This is a genomic window from Quyinboa mangrovi, from assembly GCF_042219825.1.
Taxonomy (GTDB): Bacteria; Bacteroidota; Bacteroidia; order Bacteroidales; family UBA5342; genus JBHJHP01.
In genome coordinates, this window is sequence record NZ_JBHJHQ010000006.1 from 177,201 (window position 1) to 194,738 (window position 17,538).

The 17,538-nt window shown below is 38.8% G+C and carries 19 protein-coding genes; 10 read left to right on the forward strand and 9 right to left on the reverse strand.

Translation table 11 applies throughout. From position 1 onward, the window contains the following. Positions 1-36: 36 nt before the first annotated feature. Both ACE1ET_RS13970 and ACE1ET_RS13975 read right to left on the reverse strand, forming a co-directional pair. Positions 37-630, reverse strand: coding sequence for an RNA polymerase sigma factor (locus ACE1ET_RS13970; RefSeq protein WP_375729035.1), 594 nt, complete (start codon positions 628-630; stop codon positions 37-39). Beyond that, positions 621-1,766, reverse strand: coding sequence for a glycosyltransferase (locus tag ACE1ET_RS13975; RefSeq protein WP_375729036.1), 1,146 nt, complete (start codon positions 1,764-1,766; stop codon positions 621-623). Before ACE1ET_RS13975 ends, ACE1ET_RS13970 begins: the two co-directional genes overlap by 10 nt. Before the next feature lie 112 nt (positions 1,767-1,878). Between ACE1ET_RS13975 and ACE1ET_RS13980 the strand changes: the two genes are divergently transcribed. From ACE1ET_RS13980 to ACE1ET_RS13995, 4 genes are all read left to right on the forward strand, one after another. Then, positions 1,879-2,772 carry a DMT family transporter gene (locus ACE1ET_RS13980; RefSeq protein ID WP_375729037.1) on the forward strand — a complete coding sequence of 298 codons (894 nt, stop codon included), beginning with the start codon at positions 1,879-1,881 and terminating at the stop codon, positions 2,770-2,772. Positions 2,773-2,839: 67 nt separating this feature from the next. Continuing rightward, positions 2,840-3,334 carry a flavodoxin gene (locus ACE1ET_RS13985; protein WP_375729038.1) on the forward strand — a complete coding sequence of 165 codons (495 nt, stop codon included), beginning with the start codon at positions 2,840-2,842 and terminating at the stop codon, positions 3,332-3,334. Positions 3,335-3,381: 47 nt separating this feature from the next. Continuing rightward, positions 3,382-4,194, forward strand: a complete 813-nt coding sequence (locus tag ACE1ET_RS13990; RefSeq protein WP_375729039.1) for a mechanosensitive ion channel family protein — start codon at positions 3,382-3,384, stop codon at positions 4,192-4,194. A 115-nt stretch (positions 4,195-4,309) separates the two neighbouring features. Continuing rightward, positions 4,310-5,149: a mechanosensitive ion channel family protein gene (locus tag ACE1ET_RS13995; protein ID WP_375729040.1), complete on the forward strand. Its 840-nt coding sequence runs from the start codon at positions 4,310-4,312 to the stop codon at positions 5,147-5,149. Positions 5,150-5,226: 77 nt separating this feature from the next. Here ACE1ET_RS13995 and creD read toward each other — a convergent pair whose 3' ends face one another. From creD to ACE1ET_RS14020, 5 genes are all read right to left on the reverse strand, one after another. Further along, positions 5,227-6,522, reverse strand: a complete 1,296-nt coding sequence (creD, locus tag ACE1ET_RS14000; RefSeq protein WP_375729041.1) for a cell envelope integrity protein CreD — start codon at positions 6,520-6,522, stop codon at positions 5,227-5,229. Positions 6,523-6,574: 52 nt separating this feature from the next. Further along, positions 6,575-6,868 (reverse strand): winged helix-turn-helix domain-containing protein, encoded by a 294-nt coding sequence (locus ACE1ET_RS14005; protein WP_375729042.1) that lies wholly within the window; start codon positions 6,866-6,868, stop codon positions 6,575-6,577. Then, positions 6,868-7,491: a hypothetical protein gene (locus tag ACE1ET_RS14010; RefSeq protein WP_375729043.1), complete on the reverse strand. Its 624-nt coding sequence runs from the start codon at positions 7,489-7,491 to the stop codon at positions 6,868-6,870. Before ACE1ET_RS14010 ends, ACE1ET_RS14005 begins: the two co-directional genes overlap by 1 nt. 285 nt (positions 7,492-7,776) lie before the next feature. Then, positions 7,777-8,268: a hypothetical protein gene (locus ACE1ET_RS14015; protein ID WP_375729044.1), complete on the reverse strand. Its 492-nt coding sequence runs from the start codon at positions 8,266-8,268 to the stop codon at positions 7,777-7,779. Positions 8,269-8,271: 3 nt separating this feature from the next. After that, entirely contained in the window at positions 8,272-9,042 is a 771-nt protein-coding gene (locus ACE1ET_RS14020; RefSeq protein WP_375729045.1) for an SAM-dependent methyltransferase, read from the reverse strand. A 34-nt stretch (positions 9,043-9,076) separates the two neighbouring features. On the opposite strand from ACE1ET_RS14020, the gene ACE1ET_RS14025 reads away from it, so the two are divergent. Further along, positions 9,077-10,093 carry a polysaccharide deacetylase family protein gene (locus ACE1ET_RS14025; RefSeq protein WP_375729046.1) on the forward strand — a complete coding sequence of 339 codons (1,017 nt, stop codon included), beginning with the start codon at positions 9,077-9,079 and terminating at the stop codon, positions 10,091-10,093. On the opposite strand, the gene ACE1ET_RS14030 is transcribed toward ACE1ET_RS14025, so the two are convergent. Then, positions 10,090-10,476, reverse strand: coding sequence for a DUF302 domain-containing protein (locus tag ACE1ET_RS14030; RefSeq protein ID WP_375729047.1), 387 nt, complete (start codon positions 10,474-10,476; stop codon positions 10,090-10,092). The genes ACE1ET_RS14025 and ACE1ET_RS14030 overlap by 4 nt on opposite strands. A 185-nt stretch (positions 10,477-10,661) precedes the next feature. On the opposite strand from ACE1ET_RS14030, the gene ACE1ET_RS14035 reads away from it, so the two are divergent. From ACE1ET_RS14035 to ACE1ET_RS14050, 4 genes are all read left to right on the forward strand, one after another. After that, positions 10,662-11,357, forward strand: a complete 696-nt coding sequence (locus ACE1ET_RS14035) for a response regulator transcription factor (protein ID WP_375729048.1) — start codon at positions 10,662-10,664, stop codon at positions 11,355-11,357. A 1-nt stretch (position 11,358) separates the two neighbouring features. Beyond that, positions 11,359-12,858, forward strand: coding sequence for a sensor histidine kinase (locus ACE1ET_RS14040; protein WP_375729049.1), 1,500 nt, complete (start codon positions 11,359-11,361; stop codon positions 12,856-12,858). 119 nt (positions 12,859-12,977) lie between these two features. Then, on the forward strand, positions 12,978-14,009 hold the full coding sequence (locus ACE1ET_RS14045) for a hypothetical protein (protein WP_375729050.1): 1,032 nt from the start codon (positions 12,978-12,980) through the stop codon (positions 14,007-14,009). A 54-nt stretch (positions 14,010-14,063) separates the two neighbouring features. Then, complete coding sequence (locus tag ACE1ET_RS14050; protein WP_375729051.1) at positions 14,064-14,465, forward strand: hypothetical protein; 402 nt, start codon at positions 14,064-14,066, stop codon at positions 14,463-14,465. A gap of 10 nt (positions 14,466-14,475) precedes the next feature. Here the strand turns inward: ACE1ET_RS14050 and ACE1ET_RS14055 are convergent, their stop codons facing one another. After that, the gene (locus ACE1ET_RS14055; RefSeq protein ID WP_375729052.1) at positions 14,476-14,649 is read right to left on the reverse strand and encodes a hypothetical protein; all 174 of its coding nucleotides are present in this window, start codon (positions 14,647-14,649) and stop codon (positions 14,476-14,478) included. Positions 14,650-15,016: 367 nt separating this feature from the next. Here ACE1ET_RS14055 and ACE1ET_RS14060 point away from each other — a divergent pair, with 367 nt between their 5' ends. Continuing rightward, positions 15,017-17,464 carry a plasma-membrane proton-efflux P-type ATPase gene (locus ACE1ET_RS14060; RefSeq protein ID WP_375729053.1) on the forward strand — a complete coding sequence of 816 codons (2,448 nt, stop codon included), beginning with the start codon at positions 15,017-15,019 and terminating at the stop codon, positions 17,462-17,464. Positions 17,465-17,538 lie beyond the last annotated feature (74 nt).

Consider the following 17,538-nt stretch of genomic DNA (forward strand, 5'->3'; position numbering starts at 1 on the left):
CCTTTTACCTTTTGCCTTTTACCTTTTAACTTGTAATTACTGTTCCTTGTGCTCCTTATATAGTTTAGCCAACGAGTCTTTTGCCCGGTAAAGCTGACTCTTAACAGTTCCCATTGGAAGATTTAGTTTTTCAGCAATTTCTTCGTAAGACAATTCATTATAATACCGTAAACGAATGAGTTCCTGCCAGAACGGTTTCAGCTTTTCGATGAGTTTCTCCAGCTTTTTGTATTCCTGCTGGCGTATCATGTTTTCCTCGGGTCCAGGCTGGTCATCCTGAATCACCGAAGTAGGTTCCATACCTGAGTCATCATTATCTTCAATGGAAAGAATCAGTTTTTTTGATTTTCGCATAAAGTCAATGGTATGGTTTGTGGCAATGCTGAACAACCAGGTGCTAAATGCATAGTCGTTTGAATACTGATCCAGCGACTTAAAAACTTTGCCAAAAACTTCAGCTGTCAGATCTTCCGCATCGCTGTAGTTATTAACCATTTTCAGAAGCGTGAAATAAATGGCATCGTAATAGAAATCCATGAGAGAGGAAAATGCAGCACTGTTACCACCAAGTGCCTTTTTTACGAGCTCCTGATCTCTTACTTTCTGTTTGCTGTCCCGGTTTATTTCCATTTAATCCCTTTGGGGTTTCTCATATTCTTAAATGATAGCCAGGCATTTAATAAAGGCATCACAATGTCGAACAACCAGAAGGTAAACAACAGATGTGGTTGTTTGAGTTTTTTAGCGGATAGATTAATAATTAATCCCTGTACAAGGAATCTTAATCCGAATACTGCAATAACTATCCATGTATAAGGGATAAGGATCAATGCCATTATGAACGTTACATAAAACAGAAATCTGGATCCTATTTCTACTCCTAAACGCCATTTGTCGCCAAACCGGTAATACCTACCTGTTGTAAGGTGTCTGCGTTTTTGAATGATCCAGTCTTTCCAACTGTTTTTTGCTTTTGTCAATACATGCGCGTCAGGAGAAATTTCCACTGCACAATTTGTTTTTGTAGCTACTTTGTTGATAAACAGGTCATCATCACCTGACATAAGTTGAATATAAGGAGAAAATCCTTTTTGACTGAAGAATAAAGATTTTTTATAGGATAAATTTCGTCCTACACCCATGTATGGTTTCTTTGCAAGTGCTGATCCCAAATATTGAATCCCGGTGAACACATTATCGTATCGGATCATTCGGTTTATAAATCCCTTGTCCTTTAATACCGGGCTGTAACCAATCACTACTTCCGTGTTGTCGTTGTAGTTACTCACTACACGTCGTAGCCAGTCCTTGCCGGCAGGCATACAATCTGCATCGGTAAACACAAGTATGTCGTTTTGGGCTGCTTTAATACCAAGCGATAAAGCCATTTTTTTACCGTGTTTAAAAATCGGATCAAAATGAATTCTTGTTGTATACAGGTTGGTATATTTTTTCTTCAGTTGTTCCAGTATATCCCATGTTTCATCTTCCGAGCAGTCATCAACCACTACCACCTGAAAATCGGGATAATCCTGCTCAAGTATGGATGGTAGATATTCCGGAAGATTGTATTGCTCATTCTTAGCTGATATTACCACGGATACAGGAGGTAAATTATTTGCGTTTATATCCTTTGAAAGTTTCGTGAATATAATTCTGCTGTAAAACCATAAATAGTAAAATAACTGGACTAAAAGCGTGAACAGCAGAGTTAAAGCGATTATTTGGCTTATTATCGAAAGTTGAGTAAAATGCTCAATTATCATCTAGGTTGATATTTGAATCAAAAATCATAAAAATTATCCAAACCTACAAATCAATTTATGGAATTGAATTAGCTTTACAGTTAAATTTGTTCATACACAAAAAGCAACCGGTTTGATAGGAAAGGACAAGCATATTACCGATGTTCTACATCTTCATTTTATAGTTGTAATTCTTGGTTTTACCGGTGTTATTGGAAAACTAATTTCACTGCCTGCTATTGAAATGGTATGGTATCGTATGTTGTTTGCGTTTATTGGTTTATTTATTTGGTTAAAGTTTACAGGTAAGCTTGTTGTACCAGACCGTAAAAATCTGGTAAAATATTTGGCAACCGGTTTTATTGTGGCCTTTCATTGGGTTGCCTTTTTCGGATCTATAAAATCATCTACAGTTAGTGTGGCTTTAGCCTGTTTTGCATCAACAGCTCTGTTTACCAGTTTGCTGGAACCGTTATTCAACAAATCTAAAATCAGTTTTCTTGAGTTTTTTCTGGGATTGATTATTATAGGTGCTATTGTTATCATATTTAAATTTGAATCTGAATACACCTTAGGTATCATATCGGGATTGGCATCTGCTGTATTAGGTGCCCTGTTTATGGTGCTTAACAAGCGGTTTCAGAAGGAATACAAACCTGTAACTATAACACTTTTTGAAATGGCTGGTGGTTTTATTGCATTATCTGTATTTCTTCCGGTTTATGCTGCCTTTACACCAGTGACGTTAGCATTAAATCTGTCTGATTTGTTTTGGCTGCTCATACTCTCGCTGCTGTGCACTGCATATGCATTTATGGCTTCAATCCATGTCATGCGATCATTAAGTGCATTTCAGGTTGTTCTGACCATTAATATGGAGCCGGTCTACGGAATTTTTCTGGCTTTTCTTATATTTGGTGAATCCGAATTGATGACACCCGGATTTTACTTTGGAACGGTATTGCTTGTTTTGGCAGTATTTACATATTCTCTGTTAAAAAGAAAGCCTCGGACCGTAAATTTGTGATCGAACAAAATAAGTTAACTACTGTTTTACTTATGATTTAAAAAATTAACAGCAAAACCAAATTTAAATGACAGCATTGTTTTATAGCTATACTGCAAAAAAAAGTTCACAAGTAGCAAAACATATTATTGAAAACTGGGGAAAAGGGCTTGAAGTTGTTGATGTGGATAATGCCAAAGGTGAGGATCTTGCCAAATATGATGCATTGATACTGGGTGTACCAACCTGGTTCGATGGTGAGTTACCCTCATATTGGGACGAAATGGTCCCCGAAATAGAAAATGCAGACCTGAAAGGGAAAAAAGTTGCAATTTACGGTTTAGGAAATCAAAAGGATTACCCTGAAAACTTTGTTGACGGAATTGGGCTCATGGCTGATATTCTTGTGGGACAAGGAGCTGAAGTAGTTGGACATACCTCTTCTGAAGGGTATGAATTTGAAAGATCGGTATCACACAGAAACGGAGAATTTATAGGATTGGCACTGGACTTTGAGAACCAGGCCGGTTTGTCTGAAGAAAGGATTAAAAACTGGGTGGCACAGTTAAAAAAGGAATTCTAGTACAACTAGTATAAATCTCGTCTTATTAACTTAATTTAAATTGAAAAATGGAAAAACTCAATTTTAATCCTGAGAAATTCATGGATATGGTCATGGACTATGCGCCGGATTTGTTGCTGGCAATTGTTGTTCTGATAGTTGGTTTGTGGATCATAAAAGGATTTACAAAACAACTGAAGCGAATTATGGAAAAAAGAAATGTGGATGAATCGCTTCGTCCGTTTCTAATTTCTTTGATCAGTGCAGTTTTGAAAATTCTCCTTGTCATTTCTGTAATGCAGATGGTAGGTGTTGCCATGACATCGTTTGTCGCTATTCTGGCAGCTGCCGGTCTGGCAATCGGTATGGCCCTTTCAGGTACACTTCAGAATTTTGCAGGTGGAGTTATGATTTTAATTCTTAAACCTTTTAAGGTAGGTGACTTCATTGAATCTTCAGGTCACGGAGGAGTGGTAAAGGAAATTCAGATCTTTCACACCATTCTTGAAACCCCGGATGGCAGAACAATTATTTTGCCAAATGCTCCTGTTTCCAATGGTGCGTTGGTAAATAAAACTACCAAACCGGTTCGTCGTGTGGATCTTATATTTGGTATTGGCTATGATGATGATATTGACAAGGCCAGAAAAGTTATTCAGGATTATGTCGAGTCTGACAGCCGTGTCCTAAAAGATCCTGCTCATCAGATTCTTGTTTCTGAACTTGCAGACAGTTCTGTGAATTTTGCCGTTCGTCTTTGGGTAAATACAGGAGATTACTGGGCCGTAATGTTTGATACGACAGAAAACATTAAGAAGGCATTTGATAAAAATAAGATATCAATACCTTTCCCTCAGAGAGATGTACATATGGTAAAATAGTAAGAAAAATACATTTGCTTAATAACGCCCTTATTCAAAGGGCGTTTTTTTATGCCGTGTATATAAGATTCACCGTAATTTTTTATTTTTGACCACAAATAATAATATACACCTTATGCAAAGTGAAGCAATTATGGACGCTGAAAAAATTAAAGACCTGTTGGCGTCATTAATTAAATATGCCACAGAATATGGCTTAAAACTTATTTATGCAGTTATCGTACTGATTATCGGCTGGTGGCTGATTAAATTTGTGATGAAAGCTGTAAAAAAAGGGTTTGAACGAAGAAATCTTGATCTTTCATTGCGTGGGTTTTTGACCAGCCTGATCAGTATCACACTAAAAGTAGTTTTATTCATTACAGTTGCAGGTATGCTGGGGATTGAAATGACATCATTCCTGGCTGTTCTCGGTGCTGCCGGTCTGGCAATCGGTATGGCTCTGAAAGGTACCCTTTCGAATTTTGCAGGTGGTGTTATGATCCTTCTCCTGAAGCCTTTTAAAGTAGGGGAGTACATTACCGGTGGAGGATATTCCGGTACGGTCAGCAGTATCTCAATTTTCAATACCACCTTGCTTACATTTGACAATATCATGGTTACAATTCCGAACGGACAGCTATCGGAAACTGCAACCATGAATTATACCCGCATGGATACCCGCAGAGTGGATATTGAATTTGGGATCAGTTATTCTGATGATATCGATAAGGCCAAAAAGGTAATTTCAGACGTATTGAAAGCAGAAACAAGGATTTTACCTGAACCGGAATTTGTAATTGCCGTTAAATCATTGGGAGATAGTAGTGTAAATATCACAACACGTTCGTGGGTAAAAACGACAGAATATTGGCTGGTATATTTCGACATTGTTGAGAATGTTAAGAAAGCGCTGGATAAAAACAATATAACCATACCTTTCCCGCAGCGCGATGTGCATCTTTATAATAAATAATAAAAAGTGGCTGCCCCTTTAAACAGGTAAGCATTCTGAGATTCAACATAAGACAGGGACAGCCACGGAGTGAAATATTATTTGTCGTTAATCTTTAATTTTCGTGAGACACCCATTACGGTTGTGAGTATTATGAACAGCCCAATATTACCTGCCAGGTATGCATAATCCTTCAGAGAAAGGAGGATGAAAATAAAGACGTAAAACAAAACAAGAATACCGTTCAGGATTAATGCTACTTTGGGACTGTTTATAAATCCGCGTGTAAAGAACCAGATAGCTGATACGATTAGTACTGCTGAAACCAGGTACGCCGCACTGAATCCTATTTGTTCGCTTAACGCCGTCAGTAAAGAGAAAAACAGGATAAGGGCAAAGGCCACCAGAATGTAATGAAAGAGCTGAATTCTGTTGTGGTAAAACAATTCAGAAAAAATGAGGACCAGAAATGTCAATATAATGAACAACAGGCCGTATTTTACACTTCGCAACGACTTTTGATAATGATCTGCCATCAGTAGAAATTCTATTCCCAGGCTCTGTTGATTCACATTATATGCTTTCCCTTTCCATATCTGCGGGAATGTACGGTTCAGTTCTGTGACTTTCCAGTGTGCATCAAAGCCTTCCTTGGTCACCTCTCTTTTATAAGGCAGAAAATCACCTTTAAATGAAGGATCTGCCCACGGTGATTTTATGGAAATATCAGTGCTTTTGCCAATGGGCAAAAATGAGAGTTCATCAGAGCCGTTTAATTCAAGGTTCATGGTGAAGGCCAGGTTTTCCAAAGATGTATCCACCGGCATTTCGAAGGTAATGCCCGATTTAAAAAGGTCGTGATCCGCTACACCGGGTTTCGGTTCAACTGTTTTGTCATTCACCTTCAGTTTCAGATTCCCTTTTATACCGCGGTTATCACTGATCCCAAACGTAAAATAAGCATCTTTCCACTGAATGTGATATCCGGAAAATGAAGAAAGATCCGGTTGTTTGAAATTACCTGAAAGCTGTAAATCAGATGTGTAGACCACGCTTCTGTAAATGCTCTTTTTACGTAATTCAGGTTTAACCGTCCCGCTTATGTTCAGTTCTTCCGGCAAGAGGTGTAGAATATTCGTAACCATCACATTTCCGTCTTTGGTCTGCTCATACGTGTAAACCGGCACATTTAATACAGGACCTGAGATAGTCTGCTGCCCTGACCACATTTGTGTAATCTCCTTTTTGGCCTGATCAGAAAAATGAATTCTGTCGCGAATAACATCTTTTACCATTTCCAGTGGAATAAGCAGGATCAACGTCATAAATCCGAGTACCGCCATTTTTACAGTGAATGTCTGATACCATTTTGTTTTTTCATTTTTGTCTTCCATGATTTATTGTATTAAAAGTACTTTGAAATACAAAGTGATTGATTAAAAAAAATTAGCTTCTAAATAATTTCTCAAGTGCATTAATGTGTGCATTGAAAGCACTAAGTCCTGTTTCTGTTATAGAATAGGTCGTATTTGGTTTCCTGCCGATAAATTTCTTTTTCATGGTAATCATATCTTCTTTTTCAAGTGCTTTCAGGTGACTGGCCAGGTTTCCGTCAGTAACATCAAGCAACTCCTTTAAGGTGTTGAAATCAACTGCTTCGTTAACGGTAAGCACAGACATGATGCCTAATCTTACCCTGCTCTCAAATGCTTTATTTAAACCATCAATTAAACTTCCCACTACTTATACTTTTTCCACATTACGAATCCGTAGATAATATGCAAAATGCTGAACCCAAAAATGGCGAAAACAAAACTGTAACCTAAGAAAAACAACGAAATAATTCCTGTTGCTATTTCTGATAATCCCAGATATTTTATTTCACCAAGCGTGTATTTGGATGCATTCAGCAAGGCAAGGCCATAGAAAATAAGCAGGGAAGAGGATACAAACATGGTATCGTTATGATACAACATGGCGAGAATAAATAAACCTCCGGCAATAAGAGGAATAAACAGATTGACCAGCATGCGTTTTGCCGTTCTTGTCCAGAATGATTTGTTTTCCCTTTTTGCTTTATTATATGATACTAACCAGGCTGTACTTAATGCAAGAATCAGAACAACCAATGCATCCAGCAAAAGATAAAATAATTCAGTACGGTTGGTTCCAAATCTGAAATAATCGAAAGAATAATCAAGTCCTCTGGCACCACTGTCCAGAATCATGAAATATGCGACAGCTGCTCCTGCCAGGGCATAAAGTCCCGCAAATATTCCGGATAAACCGCTAAGTGTAAGAAATCTCGATGATTCCTCCATCATCTTTCGTATGATCTGAATGTCGTCCTGTTTGTTTTTCATTGCATAGTACTTTGAGATACAAAGTTAAATATTTTTCTTAATCTGAACTGTTTTTAATGAATTTTAACAAACATGGTCATGGTACATTTTGAAATCTGGCGCAAAGCAGATATTGCTACCATTTATTATAAACAGATTAATTAGGTGTCATTGTTGTCCGGCTAAAAATCAATATTACTTAAAGTTTCTTTGCTTCATTTTACTACGCTCAGAATCTCTAACGCTTTAACCGGACAAAAGTAATCAAGAGTATTAAACGATTAATCGGAGATAATAGCTGTATGTCTATTCTTTCAACAGGTTTTTGCTGTGCTTAAATCCTTTCAGGATAAGTTCATTTATATCTTGCGTTGTGTTAAAGTTATTTCTTGTGCCGCAAAGCCAGAGTTCAGAGAACGGGTCGGAGTCAATAATATGATTCAGGAGTTCCTGGGTTGATGGTGCATGATCAAAGGCTGAATATTCTTCGTATGTATAAGTGGTAAAGGCAGTATTCGGGCCGATTCCCATATTATCCAGCAGGTATCCGTTTTTAAGTTGTGTTGGTAGTGCAGGATCGCCATCAAATGTCAGATCTCCAGGTGCCGGATACGATATGATCCTGTCTTTTGAGTCATTTAACAAAACCGGAACATATTTGCTGTAATCTGCTTTTGTTTTATATACTACCAGTGGAACAGGAACATTCATAATTTGATTGGATCGTTTATCTGTTTTACAAGCCGCAACCACTATGCTTAAAACAATTATCAAAGTTACCCGGATTAATTTCATCATTTTTTATTTACCTAAAACAAAAATAGCAGGTTTTTTGTGCATATCAGGTAACTTACTTTTCCATTCTGTAATGCGTTTGGTTTTAATAAATTCCTGTGGTGTTGATATATCAACAGCAATACACAGCCTTAGGTCAGGGGAACACATCCTGAGCAGATCTTCAGCCAGTTTCATGTTTCGGTAAGGAGCCTCAATAAATACCTGCGACTGGTTTTCCTGCATAATCCGGCGCTCCAGTTCCTTCAGTCTGTTTTGCTTTTCATGGGGTTTAACCGGCAGATAGCCAACAAAAGAAAAATTCTGACCATTCATTCCGGCTGCCATAACAGACATTAAAATGGATGAGGGACCAACCAAAGGAACAACGGTGATGTTTTTTTCATGCGCCAGTGCCACCACATCTGCTCCCGGATCAGCTACTCCCGGACATCCGGCATCGGACATTAGTCCTACATCGTTTCCTTTAAGCAGTGGTTTTATAAGCCGTGATGCTTCCTCTGGTGTGGTATGTTCATTGAGCAAATAAAAGGTGAGTTCATCTATTTCAATGGACTTATCGACGGTTTTTAAAAAGCGGCGCGCACTCCGAAGATCTTCAACAATAAAGTGTTTCAGCGTTTTAATAAGTGCAATGTTTTTTTCTGGTAACACATCTTCTGCTGCTGTGTCTCCCATCAAACTTGGTAATAAATACAGGTGTGACGCCATCTTTTTTAGCTCAAAAATAAAGAATTCGGGGAGATAAAACGATTCAGGATTAAACCGATTTTTCAATAACTGCAAAATATGTATCTTCGGTGAACGGATTATGAAGGATTTTCTTTTAAAACTGGCCCCTGTCTGGCGCCTGAAACCCTTAGGTCTGCTGACCTTACTCACCGGACAAAAACTGGTGATGCCGTTTTATCATGCGGTTGAGGATGAGCCACAGCCGTACCTGAAACACGCCTATCCGGTTAAATCAGTGAAATCCTTTGAAAAGGATCTTGATGAGCTATTGCATCATTTTGAACCCATTGACACCGAAACTCTGATCAATTGGGCTCAAACTGGAAAGCAACCATCAAAACGTTCTTTCTGGTTATCGTTCGATGACGGATTAAGTAGTTTTTACCATTTTGCTGCGCCGGTTTTAAAACGTAAGGGAATACCGGCTGCGTGTTTTGTGAATACGGCTTTTATAGATAATAAAGATCTGTTTTTCAGATATAAAGCCAGTTTGGTTATAGAACAAATTAATGGGCTGGAGAATGTTGTGATTAAAAAGATTGCAGGAAAGCTGGAGGTAGAAACCGATTTTCAGGTGATAAAAGAGCGTATTGAAAGTGTAAAATATGCTGAAAAAAGGCTGTTGGATGATGTTGCAGAAATAGCAGGTATAAGTTTCTCCGAATTTCTAAAAACAGAACAACCATATTTAAGTACGGCTCAGATTAAATCATTACTTAAGGATGGTTTTACCATAGGAGCTCATAGTCTGGATCACCCGAAATTTTCAGAGATTCCAATAGAAGAACAGGTGAGACAGACAGAGCAATCTGTGGGAAACCTTGTTAAAGCCTTTGATATAAAGACGCCGTTGTTTTCATTTCCGTTTACAGATGATAAGGTTAGTAAAGCGTATTTCGAAAGGCTCAGAAATAATCCCGTATCTCCGGTCCTCACATTCGGAACAGCTGGGTTGAAACGGGATCAGATCTATACCAACTTACAACGTATTCCGGTGGAACTTGGCCATGCCTCAGCAATGGACATCATAAGAATGGAATACGTATATTACGTACTAAAATCCTTTATCGGAAAAAATACACTGAAACGTTTTTAAACCTTATCCAATACCCGTTTCAATATATCTCCCACTTCGATGGCAAAAGTATTGAGTTTAGCATTGTCTATAGCCTGCATTGATGCCACAGGATTAATAGCTGCAATCTCAGTTTTCTCGTTATCCAGGCGTTGAACGATAAAGTTACATGGTAGCATCGTTCCAAGCTTGTCATCTTCCTGCAGAGCTTCGTAGGCAAATTTGGGATTACATGCCCCAAGAATTCTGTAGGGCCTGAAATATACATCAAGTTTTTCATGAAACTTTTCCTGCACATCCATTTCTGTTACAATACCGAAGCCCTCAGGCTTAAGTTCAGCTTTAAGCTTTTCAATTGTATCTTCAAATGAATAATCGACTGTTTTTGAATAATAGTAGTTCATAATTTTCTAAAGTTTATCATAAAACCAAGACGTACAATAATATGTTCAGATATTTAACATGTTGTGATGTTAATTAACTTACTCAAAAAACATTCCTTTTTTCATATTATCACGGTTCTTTGATGATTTTGTGATACTTCTGTGATGAACTGTTCCTAACTTTGTTCTGTTTTAGAATAAAAACGATGGATAAAGTACTTATAATAGAGGATGATAAGGATATTTCCGAATTGATTTCCATTCATGTAGGAGATATGAATTTTGAGGTGGATAAGGCATACGATGGTAAGGACGGCCTTATGAAAGCCCTGAATAATTCCTATAGATGCATATTGCTCGACATAAGGCTTCCATTGATGGATGGTTTCGAGGTCTGTAAGCGCATTCGTCAGGAAAAAATTACGACACCGGTTTTAATGTTGACCTCCAAATCGGAAGAAATAGATAAGGTACTCGGGCTTGAAATTGGCGCTGACGATTATATAACCAAACCGTTCAGTATCAGGGAGCTGATTGCCAGAATAAAAGCCGTGTTGCGCCGCATTGATATGTCTCAAAAGCTAGTTGATGATAATGAACTGGAAATCAGAAGCGGCAACCTCTATATCAATGAATCCATGCGCATTGTTGAAATCAATAAAAAACGCGTGGAACTGAGTCCCAAAGAGTTTGACCTTTTATTGCTTTTGGCATCCAATCCGGGTAAAACATTCTCGCGCATGACATTACTTAATCAGGTTTGGGGATATGAGTTTGAAGGTTTTGAGCATACGGTGAATTCGCATATCAACAGGTTGCGGTCAAAAATTGAATCCAATCTCAATAAGCCGGAGTACATATTAACAACGTGGGGAGTAGGATATAAATTCAGAGAAAACTAGTATGAGTCAGGAAAGATCACAAACAGATTTGAAAAAGCCCGGAGTATTCAGCCGTTTATTCTGGCAATTGTCCGCCATATTTTTATTTGTGCTTGTGCTTTTTGCAGCCATTGTGCTCTACATTTCCGTTCAATCGGCAAGAAGTTATTCTGAGGAAGTGAACCAGAAGCTGAACCGGGAGCTGGCATCCAATATGTTGGGTGTAATTCAGCCGCTTGTTGCCAAAGATAGTTTGAATAAAGCAGCATTGGGAGACATTATGCATTCCATGATGGTTATTAATCCCAGTGTTGAAGTTTACATTTTAAATCCGGACGGGAAAATTTTAAGTTATGTGGCTCCCGATAAGGTAGTGAAACTTGAAAATGTATCTCTGGATCCGATCCAAAAATTCCTCACCGATAATTCCAAAGGAATAGTCATGGGTGATGATCCGAGGAATCCGGGAGAATCCAAAATCTTTTCTGCCACACGGATCATTGAAGATAACAAGTTGATAGGCTACATTTATATTGTACTGGCCAGTCAGGAATATGCTTCTGCTTCGCATACCGTGCTTGGAAGTTACATTCTGGGAATTTCAATCAGGTCAATGATCGTTATTTTGTTGATTGCAGCCATGACAGGGCTGATCGCTTTCTGGTTCCTGACTAAAAAACTGAACAATATAACAAAAGGTATTCTGGCATTCAGGTCAGGACATTACGATGCACGGATTGATGTACAGGATAAAAGCGAGCTTGACAGGATTGGTTTGGTTTTTAATGAGATGGCTGATACCATTGAGAAAAATATTGAGGAACTGAAGGGAGTGGATAATCTGCGTAAAGAGTTGATAAGCAATGTGTCTCACGATCTGCGTACGCCTGTAGCGTCCATACAGGGCTATGCGGAAACGTTGTTGCTGAAGCAGGGAAAACTGAAAAAGGAAGATGAGAAAAAATATCTGGAGACCATTGTCAAAAGCAGTGAGCGTTTGAAAAAACTTGTATTTGAATTGTTTGAACTTTCAAAGCTGGAAACCAATCAGATTAAACCCGATTTTGAACCACTGGTGATCGGTGAGCTGGTTTCTGATATTGCAGCAAAATTCAGAATTCTTTCGCAGAAAAAAGGGGTGAGCATCAATACAATTCTATCGAAAGATCTTCCTATGGTGGAAGCTGACATCTCTTTGCTTGAAAGGGCTTTACAAAACCTGATAGATAATGCCATTAAATTCTGTAACGATGGCGATACGATCAATATTGAGGTGAATATGAAGGATGTTGAAAAAGTGCAGGTACGGATTTCAGATTCGGGTCAGGGAATAAAAAATGAGGATATTCCACATATTTTCGATAGATATTATAAAAGTCACGAATATGCTGACAGTACAGGATTAGGGCTTGCCATAGTGAAAAAGATCATGGAGTTACATCATTCGGATATTAAAGTAGTGAGCCAGTATGGGAAGGGAACAACATTTTCATTTAATCTCCCGGTGGCACAAATTGCCTGAGGATTCTTACAGAAGAGATAATTTTATTAAACCAGTTAAATACCCAAAGTTTAGTGAGGGAGTTTGCGGCGGCAGATTCCCTCTTGCATTATAAAAACAGGGCTGCAATCAAAGCTGATATGCAATATTTTATTTCCTTTGTATCTATGCAATTAAAGATCAGACTTTATCATATAATATGCTCGCTATGTATTGTTTCGGGCTTTCAAACGTTTGCTCAGCAGTTAGAGTACGATGTTCAGTTTTATGGATTTGGCGATAACCGCGAGTATGATGGGTATGACAAGGCCATTTCTCAAACGATGCTTGGTGAACGAACCAGTTTTGCATTGGGGACAACGCTGGAAGGGAATAATAGTTTCCGTTTTGGACTGGATCATTTATTTGAATTTGGAAGTGGGCTGAATGAAAAGCTTCCCAAACTGATTGCCTATTATCAGTATGAAGACGACAAAAAGACATTTTATTTTGGTGCTTTTCCACGAATGAACCTGATTGATTTTCCCCTGGCTCTGATTACAGATACGTTTAATTATTACCGTCCTAATATTGAAGGGTTTTATGCCGATTACAGATGGAAATGGGGGCATCAGGCAGGATTTGTGGACTGGACCAGTCGTCAGACGGATAATCGGAGGGAAACGTTTATGGCTGCACTTAACGGGGAGATCAGGGGCGGTTCATTCTTCTTTCAGAATTACCTTACGCTGTTTCATTATGCCGGAAAGGGGATCAGGCAGGAAAATGAATTCGTGGAGGATAATCTTGCCCTTGCTTTATATTTAGGATCCGACCTGGATGAATTATTGCCGCTACAAAAGGGATATATCAGGACTGGTGTATTAGAATCAACCTACAGAAACAGAGGTGAAGGAAATACCTTCCAAAAATCCTGGAGTTTTACCGCAGAACTCTATGCCGAAATTAAGTACTTTGCACTAAGAGCAAATATTAGCCAGGGTGACGGACTGCATATAACTAATGGTGACAGGTATTACGACCTAAAAAGCTATCTCAGAACGGATGTAATCTGGAAATTCTTACAGAAAGAACACGTTGAAGGCCACTTTAACCTGTCGTTTCACCTGCTCAATTTTTCTGTTTTGGATCAATCGCAACAACTCGCTTTGGTTTACAGATTTGGGAAATAGGTGATATGCAACCTTTTTTTATTTGACTTCCTCTATTGTACAAAATCAGAATAAATGAAACTGAAAATATTTATGTTGGTCGTTTTGATGGTTTTAATTGCAGCCTGCACAGAAAAGGAGCCAATTGGGAAATGGGGTGATATTATAAAACTTTCAACTAAATCTTTAAATTTTAGTTCTAATGGCGATTCAGCTACTGTAACCACTGAAGGTGACTGGTGGTGGATAACGGATGTAGCTGTTGATACGGTATGGTTTTATCATTTTGATGTGAATCAGGAATATGTAAGCGAATATGTTATTCAGGACAGTTGTTTTTATCTGGAAAGAAAAGACGCACGGAGTCTGTTTATAAAAATTGATCCTAATCCGACAAATTCAAACCGGATAATAAGAATCGGACTGGAAGCAGGTGACTATTTTGATGGGATAACTATTACTCAGGAAGGTAAATAAAACTGAGAACCTATTTGGGTTCCCAGTAACAACGCTTAGGTGATACAATGGCATCATCTGTTTTTAATTCTTTCATAGCCTTATCTACCTCTTTTTTATCCAGACCGGAGGCATCGGCAATTTCCCCGGCATTTAATGGTTTGCCGGCGGCCTTAAGCACTTCTAAAACTTTTTCTTTGCTCATAACAGTGTTATTGTAATTTAAAATGGAAAGATAAATTTTATTTCATTTTCTCCCAAATTACAAATTGGATTATAGGTATAGCCAGGTCTGTTAAATTTTATTTCCCCGGTAGGTTCTTCGTTTAACGAAGTTTAAAATACGTCCGGTTTGGGATAAAAAAGTATAATTACAGAGATATTCCCGGTTGTGATATGTTGTTAGTGTGATTATGTAATTGGAATTAAGTATTCATACATTATGACACCATTGAATACATCACAAAAAGCTTACATATTTCAGGTCATTCTTCCCGAAATCAAATTTTTTAACACTTTACGGAATAGTAATATTTCACCCTTAATTGTGGTATTTCTAAAATTTGTCCACTATGAAACACTTTGACATTGACGCTTTTAAAAAAATGACCATTGATGAGGTCTGCGAGAATCTGGAAACTGGTCTCAAAGGATTACAGGATGATCAGGTTAAGGAAAGAGAAAAAGAGTTCGGTCCCAATGAACTTGAAGAAAAGAAAGTAAACCCGGTACTAAAATTTTTAGGTTACTTCTGGGGACCCATTCCATGGATGATTGAAGTGGCAGCAGTCCTGTCTGCGGTCATCCATCACTGGGAAGATTTCTGGATCATTTTTATTCTGCTGCTTTTGAATGCACTGGTTGGTTTTTGGCAGGAATATAAAGCAGATGATGCCATTAGTCAGTTAAAGAAAAAACTGGCACTGAACGCCCGCGTATTTAGAAACGGAAAGTGGGGTGAAGTAGCTGCAGCAGGTCTGGTGCCGGGAGATATGGTAAGGCTTAGGTTGGGGGATATTATTCCGGCAGATGTAAAGCTGGTTAAAGGCGATTATCTGACTATTGATGAATCTGCGTTAACCGGTGAATCCCTGCCTGTAGAAAAGCATACAAATGATTTGGCCTACTCGGGATCTATAATTCGTCAGGGTGAAATGGATGGTCTGGTAGTGGCTACCGGTCAGAATACGTATTTTGGTAAGACCGCGAAACTGGTGGCTGAGGCTAAAACAATTAGTCATTTCCAGAAAGCAGTCATTAAAATTGGGCATTACCTGATTGTACTGGCCGCTATCATGATTGCCATTATTTTCCTGTTGTCGTTGTACCGTCACGAAAACTTTCTGGATACCTTACAGTTTGCTTTGGTGCTGACCATAGCCGCCATTCCTGTGGCATTACCTGCAGTGCTGTCCGTGACCATGGCGGTTGGAGCATCTGCTCTGGCTAAAAAGAAAGCCATTGTGAGTAAGCTGGTTGCCATAGAGGAAATGGCCGGAATGGATGTTTTATGTTCAGATAAAACCGGAACCATAACAAAAAATGAACTCACACTTTCCGAGGTTAAACCATTGGGAAAATTTAAACAGGAAGATGTGTTGCTGTACGGGATGCTCGCTTCCAGGGAGGAAGATAAAGATCCGATTGATTCAGCCATTATACAGGATGCAAAAGCAGACGCAGCGGTCAACAAACAATATGAAGCTTGTCAGGTCACAGATTTTAAGCCATTTGATCCGGTTATAAAACGTAGCGAAGCCAGTGTGACCAAGTCTGGAAAGGGAAATTTCTCTGTATCTAAAGGGGCGCCGCAGGTTATATTAAGTTTGTTATCTGCAAAATCTTCTGCAGCTATTTCAAAAGCCGTCAATGATCAAATTACTGAATTTGCATTAAAAGGATTCAGAGCACTTGGTGTAGCTGTTAAGGAAGAGAATAGTGACTGGGAATATGTTGGTCTGATACCATTGTTTGATCCACCACGTGAAGATTCGGCAGAAACCATTGCCATGGCTGAAAAAATGGGTGTGAATGTGAAAATGATTACAGGCGATCACCTTGCTATAGCCAAACAGATTGCAGGGAAAGTCAACCTTGGTGACCATATCAGTGAAGCTACCGAGTTTTTGGATAAACCGGATAAAGAAGCTGTAGAAATTATAGAGAATTCAGATGGATTTGCCCAGGTATTTCCTGAGCATAAATACCGGATTGTAGAATTACTACAGGAACAAAAACATATTGTGGGAATGACAGGCGACGGTGTAAACGATGCTCCGGCGCTTAAAAAGGCGGATGCTGGTCTGGCTGTGGCCGGAGCAACGGATGCCGCTAAATCTGCCGCTGACATTGTGCTTACCTCTCCCGGATTATCGGTTCTGATTGATGCCATAAAAGAGAGCCGGAAGATATTCCAGCGCATGAACAGTTATGCGATTTACAGGATTGCAGAAACTATCAGGGTCTTGTTTTTTATCACATTGGCGATCATAGCATTTAATTTTTACCCCATCACTGCTATTATGATTGTGTTGCTGGCATTATTTAACGATGCTCCGATAATGGCCATTGCTTACGACAATGTAAAATATTCCAATGAACCCGAACGATGGAATATGAGAGTCATTTTAAGCATGGCAACGTTTCTGGGTATAATAGGTGTCATCAGTTCATTCGGAATATTTTATATTGGGCAGCAGGTTCTGGATTTAAGCAAGGATCAGATACAGACGTTTGTATTTTTAAAGCTTGCTGTTGCGGGCCATTTAACCATTTTCCTGACCCGGACAAAAGGACCGTTCTGGTCCATTAAGCCAAGTGCAACCATGTTCTGGGCGGCAGTCATTACAAAAATACTCGCCACGTTTGTGGCTGTTTATGGCTGGTTCATTACCCCAATATCATGGACGCTGGCGCTGTACATATGGGGTTATGCCATAGCAGCATTTTTAATTACAGACTTTTTGAAAGTAAGAATATACAAGGTACTGGATCATGAAGATATGATCTTTAAGAAATAGCTCAACCATAGAGTCTTGGTTTTACATTTGGACAGGTCCCGGCTGACTCATAGAGCCGGGACTTTTTTTATTGC